12 protein-coding genes are annotated in these 21297 nt (G+C 50.4%); 8 read left to right on the top strand and 4 right to left on the bottom strand.

The genetic code is table 11. The features are described from left to right. Positions 1-17 precede the first annotated feature (17 nt). A complete protein-coding gene (gene rclR / locus HV243_RS18325) occupies positions 18-872 on the bottom strand; it encodes a reactive chlorine-specific transcriptional regulator RclR (protein WP_049282483.1) in 855 nt (284 codons plus the stop codon). Positions 873-1107: 235 nt separating this feature from the next. Between rclR and rclA the strand changes: the two genes are divergently transcribed. The 6 genes from rclA (at position 1108) to HV243_RS18295 (ending at position 6153) form a co-directional block, all read left to right on the top strand. After that, on the top strand, positions 1108-2433 hold the full coding sequence (gene rclA, locus HV243_RS18320; RefSeq protein ID WP_181603861.1) for a reactive chlorine resistance oxidoreductase RclA: 1326 nt from the start codon (positions 1108-1110) through the stop codon (positions 2431-2433). 164 nt (positions 2434-2597) lie between these two features. Further along, positions 2598-2834: a reactive chlorine resistance periplasmic protein RclB gene (gene rclB / locus HV243_RS18315; protein ID WP_029139445.1), complete on the top strand. Its 237-nt coding sequence runs from the start codon at positions 2598-2600 to the stop codon at positions 2832-2834. Positions 2835-2845: 11 nt separating this feature from the next. After that, a complete protein-coding gene (rclC, locus tag HV243_RS18310; protein ID WP_016152157.1) occupies positions 2846-3406 on the top strand; it encodes a reactive chlorine resistance membrane protein RclC in 561 nt (186 codons plus the stop codon). A 579-nt stretch (positions 3407-3985) separates the two neighbouring features. Next, entirely contained in the window at positions 3986-4672 is a 687-nt protein-coding gene (locus HV243_RS18305) for a pilus assembly protein PilZ (RefSeq protein WP_181603860.1), read from the top strand. 24 nt (positions 4673-4696) lie between these two features. Further along, positions 4697-5284, top strand: a complete 588-nt coding sequence (locus tag HV243_RS18300) for a helix-turn-helix transcriptional regulator (protein WP_046275132.1) — start codon at positions 4697-4699, stop codon at positions 5282-5284. A 101-nt stretch (positions 5285-5385) separates the two neighbouring features. Continuing rightward, positions 5386-6153, top strand: a complete 768-nt coding sequence (locus HV243_RS18295; protein WP_049271336.1) for an EAL domain-containing protein — start codon at positions 5386-5388, stop codon at positions 6151-6153. A 189-nt stretch (positions 6154-6342) separates the two neighbouring features. Here HV243_RS18295 and HV243_RS18290 read toward each other — a convergent pair whose 3' ends face one another. The 3 genes from HV243_RS18290 to HV243_RS18280 form a co-directional block, all read right to left on the bottom strand. Further along, on the bottom strand, positions 6343-15675 hold the full coding sequence (locus HV243_RS18290) for an autotransporter outer membrane beta-barrel domain-containing protein (protein WP_053389447.1): 9333 nt from the start codon (positions 15673-15675) through the stop codon (positions 6343-6345). 196 nt (positions 15676-15871) lie between these two features. Continuing rightward, positions 15872-16450: a LuxR C-terminal-related transcriptional regulator gene (locus HV243_RS18285; RefSeq protein WP_053389448.1), complete on the bottom strand. Its 579-nt coding sequence runs from the start codon at positions 16448-16450 to the stop codon at positions 15872-15874. Between the two features lie 618 nt (positions 16451-17068). Next, positions 17069-18244, bottom strand: a complete 1176-nt coding sequence (locus HV243_RS18280) for a DNA repair protein (RefSeq protein ID WP_053389449.1) — start codon at positions 18242-18244, stop codon at positions 17069-17071. A gap of 246 nt (positions 18245-18490) precedes the next feature. On the opposite strand from HV243_RS18280, the gene pheP reads away from it, so the two are divergent. Then, positions 18491-19885: a phenylalanine transporter gene (gene pheP / locus HV243_RS18275; RefSeq protein ID WP_047415083.1), complete on the top strand. Its 1395-nt coding sequence runs from the start codon at positions 18491-18493 to the stop codon at positions 19883-19885. A 165-nt stretch (positions 19886-20050) separates the two neighbouring features. Then, complete coding sequence (locus HV243_RS18270) at positions 20051-21292, top strand: MFS transporter (RefSeq protein WP_053389450.1); 1242 nt, start codon at positions 20051-20053, stop codon at positions 21290-21292. Positions 21293-21297: the final 5 nt, after the last annotated feature.

Below are 21297 nucleotides of genomic sequence, written 5' to 3'. Positions count from 1 at the left end.
CCGAAGCAGGCGGTGCGTTATGCCGCCAGCGCTTTCACGCGTTTTCGGTACTCGCCCGGCGTGCAGCCAAATCCCCGTAAAAAGACTTTGTGAAACGATGATTCGCTGGCGTAACCCACCGACTCGGCAATAACGATCAACGGCTGCGATCCGCGTGACAGCATCTGGGCGGCGAATTGCAGGCGTAGCTCGGTTAACACCGCCAGCGGCGTGGAGTTTGATACTTCACGGAATAGCTGCGCAAAGCTGGCCCGCGACATATGGGCACGCTTTGCCAGTTCTTCGACAGTCCAGGGAAAAGCCGGTGACTCCAGCATCATGAAGACAACGGCACCCAGCCTTGGGTGCAGCAGTAAATTCAGCACATTTTTAGCGGGTGTCGGCTGGGCTAGCCACTCGCGAACGGCTAACGCGAACAGCGTAGCGCATTGCTGGCTGCAAACGATGTTGGAGCCAGGCAGATCGTTGATGTATTCCTGCTGCATCAGCGCAATCATGGCCTTCAGCCAGTGGCTAATGGGACTGTTATCTTCTGGTGCCAGTATTAATACTTCCGGAAGGGCGGTTAAAAAATAGCGTGAAGAAGCCTGCAATCGCAGGCTTCCGCAGACAATATGCGTTTGTTCTTCCCCTGTCTGGCACAGCCGATGCGCGGAGTTTTGAGGCAGAATGACTATTGTTCCTGGGCGTAACGTAGAAGATGTTCCGTCTGGCATATCCAGTTGAGCAAATCCCTGGGTTACCGTATGCCAGCGGATAACGGACAGCTCGCCCGCCGCGTGCGGCAGTTGCCAGTCCCTGCTCAGCAGGCAGTTTTGATCAATCGAGCCCTGCGGGTCGTTAAGCATAAGTAATCGGCTAAGTGCATCCATAAAGACTCCTGAGCAGTTCTTGTTGATGCTTGTCGAGATAAAGTAACGCTGTTACTCATTATTTATTAAATAAATTTATGGTCTTAGTTTATTGTCTCGATGGATTGAGTGGAAGAGAGATAGTAGTTGTTTAGACGATTTGACAGTAATTTGCGCGATATGGATACATTGTTCATGCATCGTTAAACCTATACTTCAGTTCAACAAACGAACAGTGACATGGTGGAGAGACAGCATGAATCAGTATCAGGCGATTATTATCGGATTTGGCAAAGCGGGTAAAACGCTGGCGGCTACCCTGGCGAAAACGGGCTGGCGAGTGGCGATTATTGAACAGTCAAACACCATGTATGGCGGGACATGTATCAATATCGGCTGCATTCCCACCAAAACCCTGGTACACGATGCTGAACTTCAGCATGACTTTGCTGCGGCGATGCAGCGCAAGGCCTCCGTTGTCAGCTTTCTGCGTGATAAAAACTTCCATAATCTTGCCGATCTGGAAAATGTAGATGTGATTGAAGGTCGTGCTGAATTCATTGATAACCATACGGTGCGGGTCGTGCAGCCAACAGGCGCGATTGAACTAAGCGGCGAAAAGATCTTTATTAATACCGGCGCACAGGCAACGATGCCAAACGTGGCAGGGTTAATGACTACACCGGGCGTGTTTGACAGCACCGGGTTGTTAAATTTGATGCAACGTACGGAACGTTTGGGGATTTTGGGCGGCGGTTATATTGGTGTTGAATTCGCATCAATGTTTGCCAACTTTGGCAGTAAGGTCACCATTTATGAAGCCGCGCCACTGTTTTTAGCCCGCGAAGATCGGGATATTGCCGACGCTATCGCCAACATTTTACGCGACAAAGGGGTTGAGATTATCCTCAATGCCAGGGTGCAGGCGGTTTCGTCCCATGACGGCGCGGTGCAGGTGCAAATGCCGGAAGGCGTCCAGACTGTGGATGCGCTACTGGTGGCATCAGGTCGCAAACCGGCAACTGAAAATCTGCAGTTGCAGAAAGCGGGTGTGGATGTCAACGAGCGCGGTGCCATTGTGGTGAATAAATATCTGCGTACTTCGGCAGACAATATCTGGGCCATGGGCGATGTGACGGGGGGGGTACAATTTACCTATATCTCGCTGGATGACTTCCGTATTGTGCGCGACAACCTGTCAGGCGAGGGATTACGTAACACCGGCGATCGCCAAAACGTACCGTATTCTGTTTTTATGACGCCGCCGCTTTCCCGCGTGGGGATGACAGAAGAACAAGCTCGCGCCAGCGGCGCGGCGGTCCAGGTTGTCACCCTGCCTGTCGCGGCTATCCCGCGTGCACGGGTGATGAATGACACGCGTGGCGTACTTAAAGCGGTGGTAAATCGCGAAACGAAACAGATATTAGGCGTATCGCTGCTGTGCGTGGATTCTCATGAGATGATTAATATCATTAAAACCGTTATGGATGCTGGTTTACCTTACACGACATTGCGCGATCAAATATTTACTCATCCGAGCATGAGCGAATCACTGAACGATCTCTTCTCTCTAATAAAATAATAATATAGTTTGCATGATTGCCCCACCTGTCTGGGGCTTTTTTTTATCATATATAAAGAAATACTCATGAACAGTTATTCTGGTGTTATGGAGGAAATAAGATAAGCAATAATGTTTTATTCTATTACGAGTGAAATCACTTGTTAATGGAAATAGAAATGAACATGCTTAAAACTTCATTATTGTTGACTGCTTTACTGACCGCGCCGGTGACATTTTCTGCACTGGCACAGCAGCCAGTCGAAGTAGCCCGCGTCAGCGTGTCGGCAATTGCCGCTGCACCTTCTGTTGTTGAACATGCAATCGCCAGGCTGGCGCAGGAAAAGAAGGCAACTTCCTGGAAAATCACCTCAATGCGCATTGATAGCAGCACTCACGCAACCGCAATTTTGTACAAGTGAGGAGAGTCTGAATGGAAAAGTATCTGCGTTTACTCAGCAAGGGCGATAGAATTGGATTAACATTGATTCGCCTGAGTATTGCCATTGTTTTTATCTGGATTGGCTTATTGAAATTTGTACCTTACGAAGCCGATAGTATTACGCCATTTGTTGCCAATAGTCCGGTAATGTCATTTTTTTATGAACATCCAGAAGAATATAAGCAGCATTTAACCCACGAAGGTGAGTTTAAACCGCAGGAGCGGGAATGGCAGAAGGCGAATAACACCTATACGTTCTCCAATGGTCTGGGCGTAGTCGAAGTGCTGATCGCATTGCTGGTGCTGGCTAATCCTGTTAGCCGTTGGTTGGGATTAATTGGTGGCGTACTGGCATTTGCTACTCCGATTGTGACGTTATCATTTTTAATTACCACACCGGAAGCATGGGTGATGCCACTGGGCGATTTGCACCACGGTTTTCCGTACTTGTCCGGAGCCGGGCGTCTGGTGTTGAAAGACACATTAATGCTGGCGGGAGCGGTGATGATCATCGCAGATTCATCGCGATCAATTATTAAGCAAAAGTATTGAATTTTTAACGTTGTACCCTCTGTAAGACAGTAAGCCTCTATAGTTCGATTCGGTAATTACCGGGCCAGCAGGATGCTGGCCTTTTTTCTGCCCTAAGGTAAATTTATTTTACAGGTGAAATATAATTATTCACTTTTTCACAATAACTAGTCGGAGCTATATTCCTGGTTAATGATATAGTGCCGTAAGCATTTTCTCTTCTTCTTGCGATAGCGCGCCAGTCCGCATACTGCGTGGTCCTTCCATCAAAACCCATTCATTTCCCTCTATTTTTTTTCTGTGTAGTTCTTGCTATTTGTTATCTCAAAATGACATCTCAAAAAATTTTATTATTCTCTTTTGTTATAGTTAGCCAACAACTTCATGTGGTTTTAGGCATGGCTTCAGCTAGAATTAACTTTGATTAAATGTTTTTACGTATCAATAAATGGCTAAAGATAGTTAAAAACTTAATTTTTAACCAACTGTTCGACATGGAATCCACTATGGTAATTAAGCACCAGGGGTGGATGCTGATCTCGCGTTTTGTGAGTAACCACAAGCGAGACATATCTTAAATATGGAAATAAGGGTTTTAGAATGAGCTTTGGATTAGCAAAGGACAACAAGTTTGAAATCATCGCTACCCTTCGTGAAGAGTTGCACAAGAAAACGAAACTGGAAGTGTTATGTGAAAACCATAGTGTTATCACGCAGTTAGAGAAGATTGATTTCGAGCGGTTTGTCATCTCCGGACACGAAGACATTGTTCCTGAAAAGGTCCAGTACTTTATCCTGCACAGTGAAAGTGGGATTGTAAAATTTAGTGCCAGATTCGAACAAACCTTATCAGCAGGTGCACAAGCAGGATTATCCTACTTCATCCCGGATATGATTTTCTTTGACCAGCAGCGACAAAATCAGCGTTTTTCCTTCCTGAAGGGTTACGACTTTTTCTGTTTTGGTCGTTACAAAAACGGAGAAAACTACTCTCTGAAGATTAAAAACATCTCGCAGGGCGGTTGTGCATTAATTGTTAAAGATGTGAACTCCCGTTTTCTCTATAAAGATGCGGTGATTAAAAATGCCGCGCTGGATTTTGATACGTTTGGCAGTTTACAGCTGGATTTGAAAGTGATCGATGTCGTCATGATCAATGAATTTGATGAGGATAATCAATTGTATGCCTGTCATCAGATCTCATGTGAGTTCGATTTTAAAAATCGTCGTGAAGAGGCAGAGGTCGAGAAGATTATTATTAAATTTTTAATGAGTAACAAGATTTGATGCTGATAAGGAGCGATGAACAGGATGTTGATGTGTGGCAGTGATAATTTTGTGGGCAACGGTTTGTTCGCCTACCTGACAAGCAAACATGTACCGATACAAACATTCCAGTTTGAGGATATGTTGCATCAGTCATCATTATGCCAGCATCAAACCATGGTTTTTAATATCATTGATAACGAACAACCATGTTCAGCTATCGTGCAGTTTTTGAATAAAAACCGCTTCAAGTTTTATAATAATGTCGTGGTAATTATTGCTGATAGTTTGGTGGCGAAATTATGTGTAGAGTTATTATATGTTGAAAAAACGATAGTTTTGACGGAGAAATCTTCACTGCGCGATTTCGGTCAACTGGCGTCGTTAACGGCCGGGAAATGGAATCCCCGGCTGTATCGCTCACAGAAAAGATTAACCGAGAGAGAGCAGCAGATTCTGAATTTATTGGTAAACGGATATACCGCCAGAGAAATTTCAGAGTTAGTCAGCCTGAATTATAAAACTATCCAGGCGCATAAAATGAGGGTCGTCACCAAGCTGGGACTGACCAATACCTCGGAATTAAATAAATTAATTGTCAGATTTACCCATCGTATGTCTTTTTTACCCTAACCTGGCCATTCTATTCTGATGTAACACACCTAATAGTAGATACAATTCGGGAGTGATATTGACTGGTTTTTAATTTTTATGATTTGTTGAGGGAGAGAGGAATGTTTAATTCTAGTGAGGTGTTAACCGCGCTTGAAAAGGCATTGAATACCAGTCAGCTTTATATGGTTTATCAACCAATTTTTAATTTGCGTAATCAGCGTATTAGCGGGTTTGAAGCATTAATGCGTTGGAATAGCCCCCAGATGGGGATGATCTCTCCCGATGTTTTTATTACCTTGCTGGAAGACAGCGGCAATATCATGTCAATTGAAGATATGGTTACCCACACTCCCTGGGATGTGGCAACCCGTTGGCCAGAGCCCCTTGTATTGTCCGTCAATATTTCCGCGCTTGAGTTCTGCGATCCGCTGTTACCCCAACGCGTCAGAAAAAATCTTACTGTATGTGGTCTCCCGCCCCATCGATGCCAGATAGAGGTCACGGAAACGTCGCCGCTGTGCGACAGTCAGGTCGCGGCTAAAAATATGACGGAGCTGAAGGCGATAGGGGTCAAAATTGCCCTTGATGATTTTGGAACCGGCCACGCCAATCTTAACTATCTGTTGAAATATCCTTTTGATACCTTAAAAATTGATAAGGAATTTATCGCCGGCATTGAACCCGATACCCGCTCAACAAAGATTGTTGAGGGTATAATTTCACTGGCGCACAATTTTGGTATTGAAGTTCTTGCTGAAGGGGTGGAAACCCAGTCCGAACTGGACCGGCTGATGCAGATTGGTTGTGACAAAATTCAAGGCTTTTTCATTTCTCCCCCAGTGTTAGCAGAAGATATCCCGTTACTCCTGACGCAGTATAATCCTTAATCTTCTCCCTCTCTGTTGTTCCCCTGAACCTCGTTTGTTTCGCGTTGCCAGAGGGCCGCTCCCGCGCTTTTCCTGCCTATAAAATAAGTCCGTAGGCCTGATACGTTAAGCGCATCAGGTTGCTTTGTATCCGTGACAGGCAAAAAAAAAGCCCCCTGTTAAACAGAGGGCTAGCGAGTTTATGTCAGCTTAGAACGATTTCTTAAAGCCAATTGATGCATTAACCGGCGCTTCAACCTGCGACTTACTGCCACCGTTGCTAAATTGCGTACCCAACTCTCCGTAGACCTGCAGGTTTCTGTCGATAGACCATGACAGACCGGCTGCAACTTCAGTGCTGGAGTACTGTTGTGAAGACTCAAGCGTGGTGGTGGCTACCGCATTGCTAAAGTGCGTTTTGTCTTTTGAACCCAGACCCTGCCAGACGTTGACCCTGCCGTAAGGCTGGAATTTGCCATGGTTGGAGTCATAGTCAGCGACCAGACGCACGCCCAGACGGGCGGTAAAGGAATCCGCGGTATCCATTTTCACTTTCGTTTGGGTCACACCATCAAGCCGCCCGTTATCAAAGTCGCTGTATTGATAGATCAACTGAGCCTGAGGTTCCAGACTCCATGCGCTGGCGCCTAAACGGAACGATTTACCCACTTCTGTTGACGCCGTCAGCGTGTTGCCTCTGACGGTATACGAGCCGTTGTTACCGGTCGCCGCCAGGCGGGATTTATGGTTACCGTATTGCAGGACGTTATCAACATACATCCCGTCGCCCGAGAACCAGGTGGCGTAGCCGCCGACATAAAACGCGTTGTCGTCGATGTTGCCGCCTTTGCCGTCGCTGCCTGTCTTCGTGCCTTTCACGTTGCTGTCGATATCAAGAATGCTGGTATACATCCCGGCTTTCCAGCTTTCGTTGGCATACATATCGACGCCAACCTGAATCCCCATGGTGTGAGAGCTGGTTTGCGTTCCAGCCGCATCATCCAGTTTGGTTTTACCGGAGTAGCCAATCATTCTTGCCCAGGCGCGATTGTCTTCATCAATACCCGGTTTAACCTCGTCCCCCATACGCTGGTGCATGTTGCCTAACAGGCTGATGTCGCCCTGACGAACGACGCTGGCGAGACCAGAATACAGCATAGTTTCTGGACGATATTCGCTTCTCAGATACCAGTTTTCACCCTGACCCTGAGCGTTGCCCGCATGCAGTTGATACTCAAATGCGCCTGCTGCCATACGATCGGCGGCAAGATGGAAGGCGTCTCGTGACGTTTGTGCCGTAGTGGTTGCGCCATTGAGCGCGGTTACCACTTCGATACCATCACCAATAGTTGGTGCGCCGAGACCAGAACCATCGACATCCAATAGCGTACTACCGCTGGCTTTACCGCCATCGATAATCAGACGGTCGGCAATGCCTGCGCCGCTGCCATTTTGTGTGGCCGCCATGTTGATAGTCCCTTTTTCGCCGGTGTAATCCCCTTTGACGGTTAACGTTGTGCCAGTTTGCTGGCCGATGAGTGAAACATCGCCACCGTTGCTCAGTCCCGCTACCGTCTGGTTGTAACCTTGCGTGTTGAGGGTAGTGTCAGCGACAACGTAGTGGTGTGATGCGCTACTCAGAGTGTTGGTATTACCCGCCTGCAGTACACCGTTGGCAATCAGCGTTGCGCCGCTGTAGCTGTTTTCACCATGCAACTCCGTAACACCGCTGCCGGTTTGATACAGTTGGCCTTCGCCGCTGATATTACCGGTCAGCGCCAGGGTATCGCCACGATTGACGTTGAGTACGCCGTTATCAACGATATCCCCCTGAATGCTGCCGATATCACCGCCGTTACCCAGCTGTAAAACGCCTTGCTCGATGGTGGTGCCACCGGTGTAGGTGTTATCCAGCGTCAGGGTGAGGGAGCCTTTACCGGTTTTGGTCAACTGACCGTTACCTTCGACTTCCGTCAGCAGAGAAACGTTATGTCCGTTGGTGTCGAATGTCCCGCCGCCGGATTCCAGAGTCACCTGACGAGCGGTATCAAACGCTTCACCATATTTCAGCGTACCACCATTAAAGATAATTCCCGTCTCTGGTGCGCCAAGGTTGGTATCACCCGCCACCTGCAGCGTACCTGAGGTGATGGTGGTTCCACCGCTGTAGGTGTTGTCACCAGTGAGGATGAGCGTACCGAGGTCGCCTTTATTCAAGCCGCCGGTGCCGCGAATCACGCTGTCGATAGTCGCGGTGTAGTTAGCGCCGTCTACTGTGCCATCGCCGACGCGAATCAGCGTATTAGCCGTATCGGTGGTAATGGCTTCACCGCCCACGCGATAACCATCGGTAGCGAACTGTGCGCCACTGATGATGACGTCGCCTTTGCTGTTATCGACGGTTACGTTGCCCGCTTCCCCCTGGAAGACGGCGAACGCAGCATCGGTAAACGGTGCATTCAGCGCGCCTTCTGGCGTTGATTCATCCGTTGTCCAGTTGTCATTACCCTGGCTGGATTGCCAGATACCGTCGCCGCCGTTGATGACGCCGTTGTTTTTCAGCTCGCCATTCTCACCGCCGGTGCCGTCCCAGAAGCGCAGCGTCAGCCCGGCATGGTTGACCAGGTTAACCTGGTTTTTAACCGAGGTTTGTACGTACAGGCTGTCCGCAGCTTCCGGCGCGTCGGCAATGTCCATCACATTGTTGGTTAGTGTGCCGGTGTAGTTGATGACGCGGTAAACACCAACGTCAAAGCTTCCGCCTGGAGAGGTCTGGATATTGAGCTTACCATCGAGCGTCAGATCGCCATTCACATCTATCAGGTCATTGAAGGCTCCGCCTGGGGTATAGGCTTGACCAAACTGGTAATCAAGCTGTGCGTTATCGCTGAGCGTCAGTGAACCGGTAGTCAGTTTACCCACGCTGTTGATGGCCGCACCCGCGGTAATATGGCCGTCATCCAGTACATCAACCGCGCCGCCGATAATACCGTTCCCGCCGAGCGTTGCCCCAGATTTCACCGTCACCTGACCGGTCGCGGCAGACTGATTACCGTTGACCAGCAGTACGCCTTCATTGACGTCCGTGGTGCCGGTCCAGGTGTTATCGCCGGTCAGCGTTAACGTGCCGTCACCGATTTTCACCAGGCTGCCGTCGTTGCCGCTGATAATGCCGCTGATGGTGTCATCAAGGTGCAGATTACCCAGTGACAATTCTTTATTGCCCAGTTCGACATTCCCCGCGCCGGACAACGAGCCGATAGATGTTGCGCTGTCGACTGCGCTGATATCGACCTTGCCGCCCGCCAGGTTTTTAACGACGGTATTCTCTGCTAACGCCTGGTCCGCAAAGGTCATCAGTCCGCTGTTATTCACGCTAGCAGTACCACCGCTGGCGTTTTCTTCCAGCGCCAACGTACTGTCTTTTGACACGTTAACCGTCGCCTCGCCCGCGGTGGCGTTATCGGTTAACAGCGCTTTCGCTGTGCCCGTCAGGTTCAGTTTTGCGCTCGCGGCGGTGACGTTATCCGCCAGCGTTAACAGACTGTCGGCAATGTTCATGGTCAGGGATTTCAGGCTGGTCTCTGTTCCGCTGACATTGAGCGTTGCCCCGTTATTGACGTTAACGGTGCTGCTTTCATTGCTACCAAAGGCCCCGGTTTTGCTGACGTTGACCGTCACATTGTTGGCATTTCCGGTACCGGCAATTTCTGTGTCGCCTTTATAGCTGTTCGCGCGATTGAGCGACAGGGTACTGCCCGCATCGCTTGAGCGGCTGGTGACTTTCAGTTTACCTTCGCCGGTAATCTCACCGGTTGGCGTGAAGTTATGTGAATTGAGGTCAAACACCGCCGCGTTATCATTCGCGCCCAGCGCAATGGTGCGATTGCTGGTCAGGTCCGCGCCCATCTGCAGCGTGGAGCCATTGTTGATAGCCAGGTCGGTTCCGCTCTGACCGAGGTTGCTGTCGGCGGAAATCTGCAACGTACCGCCATCAATGCGTGTGCCGCCGCGATACGCGTTATCACCGCTGAGGATCAGACGACCAAGGTCGGTTTTCACCAGCGTCAGCTTGTCAGTCGTGCTGGCTTCGCGGATGACGGACTCAATGGTCGCGGTATAGTTTTGCCCCGCGCCACCCGCGCCAACGCGCAGCAGCAGTTCACCGGTTCCCGGCGTCTGGCCTGCGTGAGCCGCGTTTTCCGTGGTGGCATAAGCGTTAAGTGCGTCGCCTTTAACGACATAGCCATCGGCGTCAAACTGTGCCCCGGAGAAGTTAACTTCTCCTGCGGCGTTATCCACGGTAACGGTGCCACCTTTGGTGGTGAAGACGGCAAAGGACTTCTGCGCCCAAGGTGCGTTACCTTCGCCCGTTGCCGTGGTCCAGTTGTTATCACCCTGACTGCCGATCGCCATCCATTTGCCATCGCCACCATCAATTTTGCTGTCGCCCTCAATGCCCGACGCGCCGTGGCTTTGACTTACCGTCGCTCCGTCCCAGAATTGCAGGGTAACGCCGTTGGCGTTCACCAGGTTGACCTGTTTGTCGATAGAGGTCTGGACAAAAATATTGCTCTTATCCTGACTGTCCGGTATTGCGCCCAGCTCCAGCGTCTGGTTATCCAGCGTACCGCCGTAATTATAGATACGGTACACGCCCGGTCCGAAGTTACCGCCTTGCGACGTGGTAACATCCAGGGTCCCGTCCAGTTGCAGATCGCCTGCCACGTTCACCAGATCGTTTAGCGCACCGCCTGGCGTAAAGGCCTGGCCCAGTTCGAAAGCGGAGGTCGTTTTGCTGCCAAGCTGCAGATTACCGTTAACAGATAGCGTACCCGCACCGCCGTCACCGGCGCTGATGGTTGTGGCATCGTTCATCAGCACGTTACCGCCGATAATGCCCTTACCGCCAAGTGTGGACGTGCCGCTGACGGTGGTGACGCCGCGCGCCGCGCTTTGATCGCCATTCACCAGCAGTGTGCCGTTAGTAACGGTGGTGTTACCGGTATAGGTATTGTTGCCGTTCAGACGGGTAATGCCGCCGCCGATTTGCTGTAGCGCGCCGATACCGGAGATCACACCGTTGAGCAGCACGTTGTTGGCGCGATTAATCGCCAATACGCCGTTGTCGATGATGTCAGAGACGGCGCTCACTTCGCCTTCATTTCCACCGTCACCTAACTGCAGCGTACCGGTTTGATCAATGGTGGTAGAGCCGGTGTAGCTGTTGTTAGCGGTAAACACCGTGGTGCCGCCCGCCGCACGTTCAAATTTCCCGTCGCCGCTGATGATGCCGCGATAGATCTGTGCTGTTGAGGTATCTCCCTGAGTATCGAAGATAACCTTGCTGTCTGCGCCCTGGGTGGTGACATTGTAATCGCCAATGCTTGCGGCAGTGCTGGTTGGCTCGACGTGGTCGCCGGTACGCAGCGTGGCGCCATTGTTTACAGCAAGGGTTTCGCTCGCCAGATTCAGGTTTTCAACGATGCGTACATCTGCATTTGACCCGCTGATGGTCAGTGAATCCCAGCCGGCGCCAATGTTGGTACCGGTATTCAGGTTGTCGCTAGCCAGCGTACCAATCTTCGCATCTTTTGTATCAGTGAAGGTGAGGGCGTTGCCCGTACCCGCTGCGGTAAGGATGTGGCGCGTTTTATCCAGCGTCACATTGCCGATATTGGCTTTATTGTTACCGCCAGTACCCGCGAAATTCACTTCGCCAGCATAAGAGCCGCTACGCCAGTTGAAGGTATCCGTACCTTCGCCGGTGTTGATTACGCCGCTGGTCACACCGCCGCTGATATCGATGGTGTCATTGCCTTTACCAGACTGAACTGCCACGGCCGAGTCGTTGATGGCCTGCAGGGTTCCCGTGTTGGTGATGGCTTTACTGCTGTCGCCGCTGGCGTCTATTACCGGTGAGGTGGTACTGGCAGAGATAATCTTGCCGCTGTTGGTCAATGCGCTAACGTTTTTCGCGATGATTGCTGAACCACCTGCGCTGTCATGCACGTTGATGTCGGCATTGGTGGTGATACGACCGTCCGTATTGGCGCGGATACCGCTGCCTTCGCTGTTGAGTACCTCAATGGTATAGCCTTTGCCGATGGTTAGATTGCCCGTCACCGCGTCGCCATTACGTTGTTCAAAGGCGAAGCCGGTACCTTTACCGTTGACGTTGAGGATATTGTCCAGCCCATCGTTCATGGTCAGCGCCACGCTGGTGCGGATCCCTGGGCCATCGTTGGAGTCGATGGTGACATCACGCAGCGTGATATTGGTGTTGTTGGCATCGTTTTGAATACCGGCACCGGTACCATCAGCGCGGATCATCACGCTTTGCGCGGCCAGAGCGCCAGCGCCTTCGGCCAGGCGAATACCGTCAGCGGAGCCATCGGTGGTAATGCTGTCGCCAGTCATACCGTTAATCAGCAGGCTTGCCCCTTGGGTTAACAGAACGCCAGCGGTGCCATCATCAACCTGAATTTTGCCCAGCTTATTAATCTGCGCGCTGGAGCCTGAGGCGCGTACGCCGATGCCGTTGCTGACATGCAGGGCGAGGGAGGAGTTATTGGTTAAGCTACCGCCTTTTTGAACATCGACACCGATGCTGTCGACGCTGGCCAGATCGATAATCGATTTGGTATCGAGGATCAGGTTGCCCAGATTCCTCGCCACATAGGCGATTACCTTGTTGCCGCTGGCTTCAGAGGTGATCTTCGCGTTTGAGGTCAGGGTCGTGCTCGTGGCATTGCCCTGCGTATTACCATTCAACTGATGCGCCTGACCATCCACAACCCCGGCAACGGTTCTTTCACCGGTTAAATTGATGGTGGTTTTATCGCTGATGGTCCCTTTCGCGCCGCCTTCGATAACCAGCGCCGCAGAGTCAGTACCCTTAACGGTGAACGTTGCTTCACCGGTATCTACGTTACTGCCTGCGCCGGTGGCGAGTACGCCCACGGAATTGTTACCGCTGAGAGTCAAATCCAGGTTGGAGGTGGACTGATCTTTCGGGTTAGTGGTATTACCGGCCAGCAATGCGCCATTGGCGATACGGAAAATGGTGGTGCGATCCTGACCGTTGTCATTCATCACCGCCTGACCAATATTGGCGGTAGCGCCCTTACCATACAGGTAATAACCAATCTGATCGGTGCTGTTAAATGAGGGGCTACTTAAGCTGTCAACGTTAGCGATGGCGTTATCACGCACGTGGACGCCGATGTTACCGGCTTTATCCAGCGTAATATTGGAATAGACGTTAACCACTGCCTGACCGTTGGCGTCACCTTCCGCCCAGATGGCGTAGTTACGGTTACCGACGCCGCCTTCACCGTCCACCACGATAGAGCCTGCAGCGCTGGTGGTGACTTCGGCATTTTTGTTATTGGCGCTAACGTGGATCCCTACGTTGTTGGTGCCATTCACGTTAATCTTGCCGTCGTTACGGATTTCCTGATTATTTTCTGCGCCGCTGTCGTGTACGGAGATGCCGTAGTTTTTACTGCTGCCCCCTTTAGAACCGCCATTGATCACGATATTGCCGGTATTGAGGACGTTGCCCGTGGCATTTCCGACCAAAATCCCCGCGGCGTTACGGACGCCGGTTCCCAGCGTGATAAGGCCGTTGTTAATCACCTCTTTGGTGCTCTTGATCATAATACCGGCGCTCAGGCTGGAACCGCCTGCCATGGTGACATCTTTAGACGGATCGCTTGCGTCGCGACCAAGATAAATAGAGGCATTCTGAGCGTTGGTAAAGGTGGCATTCCCGGCGACTTCTACGCCATAAGCGGTGCCGCTGGCAAAGGATGTACCGCTTTTACGTCCGTCTACGACGTTAATATCGCCGTTGTTGACCCCTTGTGCATCGTCAGACAATTGCATACCAATCGCCAGCGTCAGCGAAGAAGCGGGGACGTTTTTGCTCCAGGGATCGGCTGCCGAAGCGGTACCAAAGTTATCGGTGGTGATCGCCTGGTTGATGATGCCGTTGTTAGCGATCTGGCTGGTGCCTTGACCTTGCATACCAAATGCGCCATAGCTGTTGACGTTTTGGTTGCCGTCTTTATCGATAAACAGCCCGGAGTTGATCATCCCGTTGTTGGTTGCCGTCGCGTCTTTTGCCAGCATGCCAATCGCCAGGCTCTGCCCGGTAGACGTTCGTAATGCGTTCAGTTCGCCAAAGTTTGTGATAACCCCGCTATCAACGGCTTTCATGACGCCATTAATACTGCCGTCAACGGCAAGAATCGCATCTTTGTTCAGGGTGCCGGAGGTGCCTGCGCCGTTGGCGTAAATAGCATGCAGCTCACCGCGGTCAGCGGTCGCGTTATTGGCATGCGATAAGCCGTCTGTCCAGACGTCGTAATCCCAACTGAGCACGTCTGAGGGCTTGCTGGAATTGATCAGACCATCAATCAGCTCGGCATACTTCGTTTGTGCTGCGGTGACGGTAGTGACTTCATTCGCTTCCAGCCACAGCTGGATTTGGCTGACTTTTTCGCCTTCCGGGTTTTCCGCCGCGTCGCTGCTATTGCCCAACAGCCAGTCGTTAAATTCGGCCAACTCCTGCGTGTTGGTGATGTTAAATGTGCGCTCACCCGTTTCGACGACTTTGCCGTCCGTATCATAGCCGTAGGTCATGAGCGTGACATCATCGCCAAACACGGAGGTTTGCGCTGAGCCGGCGAAGGTTTTTTCAGGAATAACCGGGGCGGCGTTAAATTTTATAAAGTTATCGGATTGCCAGTAAACCTGGCTACCCGCGTCCTGAGCCTCCAGTAAGGAGGAGTCTTTGGCCAGTAATTCGATGGTATTGGCTTTGGCGCGTACATTGAGCGTGTCGTCGCCAATATTCAGATTGGCCGTGGAGCCGTTTGTCGCCAGCGCGATGCCAAATTGTTTGTAGATTTTAGACTGCGTCGGATCGTAAGTGTTTAATGCCGAATCGCCAATCTGTGATTCGGTAAGAAAGTTACTTAACGCATTGGTATCAAAGACTTTAATGGTTGTTTTTTCGCCGGGGAACGCCGGGTCGTTAATCTCAAATTCTGTGCTCTGCGAAGGCGTTGATGATTGGTTATAAGTCAGGTATTCCGCCAGTTCCTCGGCAGTAGTAATCGTTTTTACGCCCTGGGCAGGGCTGGTGGCCTGCAGGGTGATTTTGCCGGTTTGCAGTAGCTCTCTGATGGTCGTTGATTCAACAACGCCACTTTGACCCGGACTGATGGTTGGGATCGCGCCGCTGATATTGAGCGCCTCACCAGCAGTGATATCTTCATATAAGAATCCGTAGTCGTGGACACCCTCATAATCCCCAACAGAAATACCTGTCTGGTAGTCGGCGAAGATATTATGCCCACCGATATCGATAATCGGAGTTGCTGAAGCTTGCATTGAAGCGGCGCTTAATGCGCCGGCCGCGAGTACGGCGACAGTTTTACGCGAGCTGCTTTTTTTCTTTCCTTTGGTTAATTCGGAAACGACCACCCAGATACCGAGCGCCGCGTTCCAAATAATGCTGTAAACTTTGTTCATATATAACCCTCGGCTACATTCCTGTTATGTGTATTGTTAATACATTGAGTTGTTGGCTATGGTTGGCACGCGGATGTGCTACCCGGTAATAGATTTTTGGAAATAGGATTCCCTTCCGTGCGATGCGGAATTAAAAAGTGAGCCGAAAGAAAATCTTTTAAATAATAACCGTGATAATTGTCCTTAAATAAGTCAGTTACGGCTGGCTATAGTGAGAAATGGTGTACTTGAGCCGGGTGTTATTTTTCCCGAGTTTTCTGGCAATGTTGCTTTTGTACGCCCCGATGGTTTTTTCACTTTTTTGTGATGCTCCAGCGATTTGAGTCAATGACCAACCCCGGGCAAGCATCATCATTACGTTAAATTCGTTTGCTGTGATTTTGTTATTTATTTCTTTGATACTACGTGGTTTTTTGTTTTGTGATATGCGCGTCACGGCAAGCAGTAACCGATCAAGGCTGGCGTCTTGATCGAGGAACAGCATGTTTTTCCCGCAAACGGTTTGAAAAATAGAAAAAGTAGCTTCATCTGCCAAAACAATAATTTTTGTGGCAGGGCGTAAAGCCATGTTGCGGATAATCCTGGCATATTTTAAAACATCTGAGTTGTCAGGATTAATAATGATGCAATCCGTTTCATAAGGGATTATGTTGACGGCAGAAAGCGTCTGAGAGGAGTAGTACGCGATATCAATATATAATGATGAACCACGTAGGATTTCACGCATGCCTAGCCAGGGATAAATTGATTCACCCAAAAAAATAGCCTTAGACATAACGATCTCCTTGAAATTTTGGTGCAGGCGGTCGCCTCTTTTTTTAGTCTAAAAAAAGAGTTTCTTGCGACGCATGAAATGTTAATTAAATCTCGTATGACGTTCTTTGGTGTGAACGCATCCTTATTTATTGCAGATTCAACAGATATTTTCTGTATTAATTTGAATCATTAACTATTCTTAAAGTAGATATTACACTTTGTTAAAATTTAAGATAAATCGTTTATTTCAGCTCTGAGTAAATGATTGATAGATTTCGCTTATGGATCACGCGAATAATGTTTCAGCCATTTCTATAAAGACAGGGTATTCCTATTTATACTGGAGGGGATTTATATGAAAAATCTTATATTTCAAACAGATAACCATTCTTCTTAATGGGACTATTGGCAGGTAGGAGAATTCTTAATCAAGGCCAGGATAAAGAGAGAGGGAGAGCGGTGGGAGAGAGAAATATTGTCTTATTTGCAGTTATCGACCTAAAATTCGAGCATTTAAGGTGATAACTCTGACCTATCTTAATAACTAAGCATTTTGTGCTATTTTTGTCATTTGGTGCTTAATCTTCAAATCTCGCTTGAAGATGTTATATTTTCTGCTTGCTATCGCTGATAGCGCTTAGCCCGCCAACAGCTCCTGCTCAACCTGTTGCACCTGTTGTTCCAGCGTATTGCGGATTTCCGTAAGCGCCCGTTGTTGATCGGAGAAGTAAGCCTCTTTATCCGTCACGGAGGTGGCAAGGCGCCAGGCGTTCTCAGCTTCCAGTTCGGTAATCTCTTTGAGCAGTGCGTTAATTTGTTCTCTGAGCTGCTGTATTTTGCTGCGTAAATGCTGCAGATCGTTCAATCGGTCACTCGCCATCATCGGTTCGAGGCCGCTTTGCAATTGAGTCAGTAGCGCCCGAACGGCAGCAAGGTCGGCATTCTGGCGCGCCTGGTTAAGCTGCACCATCATCTGATGCGCTTTCTCTTTCAGATCGTCCGCCACCACGTCCGGATGACAAAGACGGCTGGCCTGACGCCACAGGCGTTTTAACTCATTACGCTCTTCAGAAGAAAGTCGTTGGTCACGGCTAAAACGATGTTGCGCATCCTGCTGCTGCTCCTGATATTCATCATATTCATGGCTGGCTTCTTCCTGTGCCTGACGGGCTGCGCTGTCGTCCTGGCGAGAAAAGTCGTTTTCCAGCTCACGAATCTCCGCCAGCAGGGCGGTAATAAGCTCCGTTTGTTGCTGAATTCGTTGACGTGTTTCCACCGATTCGCGCGAATCTGAATTCTGGTTCATCCAGAGCTGCTTAAGCCTGGCCAGTTGATCAACGGCCAGGGAAATATAGTGCTGGCAGGATTGATAGTCTTGTTCCCGGCGTTTTCGCTCCGCTTCCTGTTTGCGCTGGGCGCTGGCGGCGAGCTGTTTACGCAACTCGAGGATCCGGCTCATCAGCGGCCCAAGGCGAAGATGATACAGATCGTTGAAATCATCGAGGATTTGAATGCGCGTGTTGCGCTTATCGATCAGGTCACGCAACTGTGTTTCGAGCGCCTTTAGTTCCAGTTTACTGGCGGCAATGGCAGGATCCTGCCACGTTGAGACTGCCCGTTGAGATTGCAGCCAGGCCGTGATTTCACGTAGGGCATCACTAAAGCGCCGTGCTTCGAGCGCCTGAACGATGGCGCCAGGCAAGACTGACATAGGCTCATTTTTCAGATGATCTACCTGCTGGAAAATAATCTCCTCATCTTCCAGTTCAATAGCGCTTTTGACGATTTCCAGTCGTTTGATGATCTTATTCATGACAGTCGTTGCCTGGCCTGGCTCAAAAACGAGTGGCTGAAACACAGCGGGTTCACCCGTTTGAAAATGTTAGAAAAACAGTAAAGCGCATTCTGTGGCCTGCGATGCCTTTTCGTCCAGAATAATTCACTGTAATTATGAACAAACGCAATGCCACGGGCACAGCGGGTCCTTATTGCGCCTTGCGACAACCAGGTTGAAATGTTAAAAGAAGCCCCTTCAATAAAAACGACACAGGGGAAGGGCGTGAAAAACGCGTCAACTGCATCTGACACCAGCGTGTCTGATGCCGCGTCAACGAATGAGCCGACGCTTCAGCGGGGGTTGCAAAACCGCCATATTCAATTAATTGCGCTGGGCGGCGCAATTGGTACCGGCCTGTTTTTGGGCATTGGCCCGGCTATTCAGATGGCGGGACCTGCGGTGTTACTGGGTTACGGCGTTGCCGGGATCATCGCTTTTTTGATTATGCGTCAACTGGGCGAAATGGTGGTGGAAGAACCCGTTTCCGGATCGTTTGCCCATTTTGCCTATAAATACTGGGGACCGTTCGCGGGTTTTCTGTCCGGCTGGAACTACTGGGTGATGTTTGTGCTGGTTGGCATGGCGGAACTGACCGCGGCTGGGATCTACATGCAGTACTGGCTGCCCGATGTCCCGACCTGGATTTGGGCCGCGGCATTCTTCGTGATCATCAACGCGGTTAACCTGGTCAACGTACGTCTGTATGGCGAAACGGAATTCTGGTTTGCGCTGATTAAAGTGCTGGCCATTATCGGCATGATTGGTTTTGGCGTGTGGATGCTGTTTTCCGGTCACGGCGGGGAACATGCCAGCATTGATAACCTGTGGCGTTACAACGGCTTTTTTGCCACCGGCTGGAACGGGTTGATCCTGTCGCTGGCGGTGATTATGTTCTCCTTTGGCGGACTTGAGCTTATCGGGATTACTGCCGCAGAAGCGCAGGATCCGCAGAAAAGCATTCCAAAGGCGGTAAACCAGGTGGTGTACCGTATTCTGCTGTTTTACATCGGTTCTCTGGTGGTGCTGCTGGCGCTGTACCCGTGGGTGGAAGTGAAATCCAACAGCAGCCCGTTTGTGATGATCTTCCATAATCTTGATAGCAACGTGGTGGCTTCAGCGCTGAACTTTGTCATTCTGGTGGCTTCGCTGTCGGTATATAACAGTGGCGTCTACTCTAACAGCCGTATGCTGTTTGGTCTCTCTGTCCAGGGGAACGCGCCGAAGTTCTTAACCCGCGTCAGCCGTCGCGGCGTACCGGTGAATTCACTGATCCTCTCCGGTGCTATTACGTCTCTGGTCGTACTGATCAACTATGTCCTGCCACAAAAGGCCTTTAGCCTGCTGATGGCGCTGGTTGTGGCGACGCTGCTGTTGAACTGGATTATGATCTGCCTGGCCCATCTGCGATTCCGGGCGGCGATGCGTCGTAAGGGACGTGAGACGCAGTTCAAAGCGCTGCTGTACCCGGCAGGGAACTACCTGTGTATTGCTTTCCTTGGCATGATTCTGGTGCTGATGTGTACGATGGACGATATGCGCCTGTCAGCTATTCTCCTGCCGGTGTGGATCCTGTTCCTGTTCGTTGCCTTCAAACTGCTGTGTCGTAAGTCCCGCTAAGTTTCTACCGATCCCATCGTCAGGATGGGATCGGATCTTCTCTCAATGTTTATCGTGACCGCTCTCGCAATTTTGCCTTTGCTTGCAGGATCTTTATTTTGTAATCGATTACTTTTCTATTGAATCTATTTTGTAATCGATTACTTTTTAAAGGTGAGGCAAAAAATGGTGTCAACAACCGAAAGTAGTGGAAAACAGAGCGTACAGTACCGGCTGCTGGTACCCCGGCTGTCGCTAATGATGTTCTTACAGTTCTTTATCTGGGGAAGTTGGTCTGTCACGCTGGGGCTGGTGATGAGCCAGCACAACATGTCGCTGCTGATTGGCGATGCGTTTTCAGCCGGGCCCATTGCCTCTATTCTGTCGCCGTTCGTCTTAGGGATGCTGGTAGACCGCTTCTTTGCCTCGCAAAAGGTGATGGCGGTGATGCACCTTGCAGGCGCGGCGATCCTCTGGTTTGTTCCGCAGGCATTGGTGGCGCAAAACGGTGCGCTGTTGATTGGTCTGCTGTTTGGCTACACGTTGTGCTACATGCCAACGCTGGCGCTTACCAACAACATTGCTTTTCATAGCCTGTCGGATAAAGGCAAAACTTTCCCGGTGGTGCGGGTGTTTGGCACCATTGGCTGGATTGTCGCGGGGATTTTTATCGGCGTAACCGGAATCTCGGATACTACCGGCATCTTTACGCTGGCGGCGGTTATTTCTGTGATTCTGGCGCTCTACAGCCTGACGTTGCCCAACACGCCCGCACCGGCGAAAGGACTGCCGGTAAAAGTGCGCGATCTGTTTTGTGCGGATGCTTTCGCCTTACTCAAGGTTCGTCACTTTTTTGTCTTCTCGCTCTGCGCGACGCTTATTTCTGTACCGTTGGGAACCTATTACGCATATACCGCGTCGTTTCTGGCTGATGCGGGCGTTGGCGATGTCAGTACGGCGATGTCGTTTGGTCAGATGTCTGAAATTTTCTTCATGCTGGTGATCCCGTTCCTGTTCAGGCGTCTGGGCGTGAAATACATGTTGTTAATCGGGATGTGCGCCTGGTTTGTGCGCTACGCATTCTTTGCCCTCGGCATCAGCGAAGAGGGCCGATTCCTGCTGTATCTCGGCATTCTGCTGCACGGCGTGTGCTACGACTTCTTCTTCGTGGTCGGCTTTATTTACACCGATCGTATTGCCGGGGAGAAAGTAAAAGGCCAGGCGCAAAGCATGATCGTTATGTTTACCTATGGGATCGGTATGCTGCTTGGTTCGCAAATTTCAGGCGCACTTTACAACCGTCTGGTGGCGGGGCAAACGGTGCCTCAGGCGTGGACCACATTCTGGTGGATCCCGGCAGTGGCTGCCGCAGTGATTGCCGTGATTTTCCTTTTCTCTTTCAAGTATGACGACAAAGAGCAGGCGTAATTTTC

Origin of the sequence: Citrobacter sp. RHBSTW-00599, from assembly GCF_013784065.1 — a bacterium.
Lineage (GTDB): Bacteria > Pseudomonadota > Gammaproteobacteria > Enterobacterales > Enterobacteriaceae > Citrobacter > Citrobacter braakii.
The sequence above is the reverse complement of the archived record's forward strand: the minus strand, read 5'-3'. Positions and strand labels throughout refer to the sequence as shown.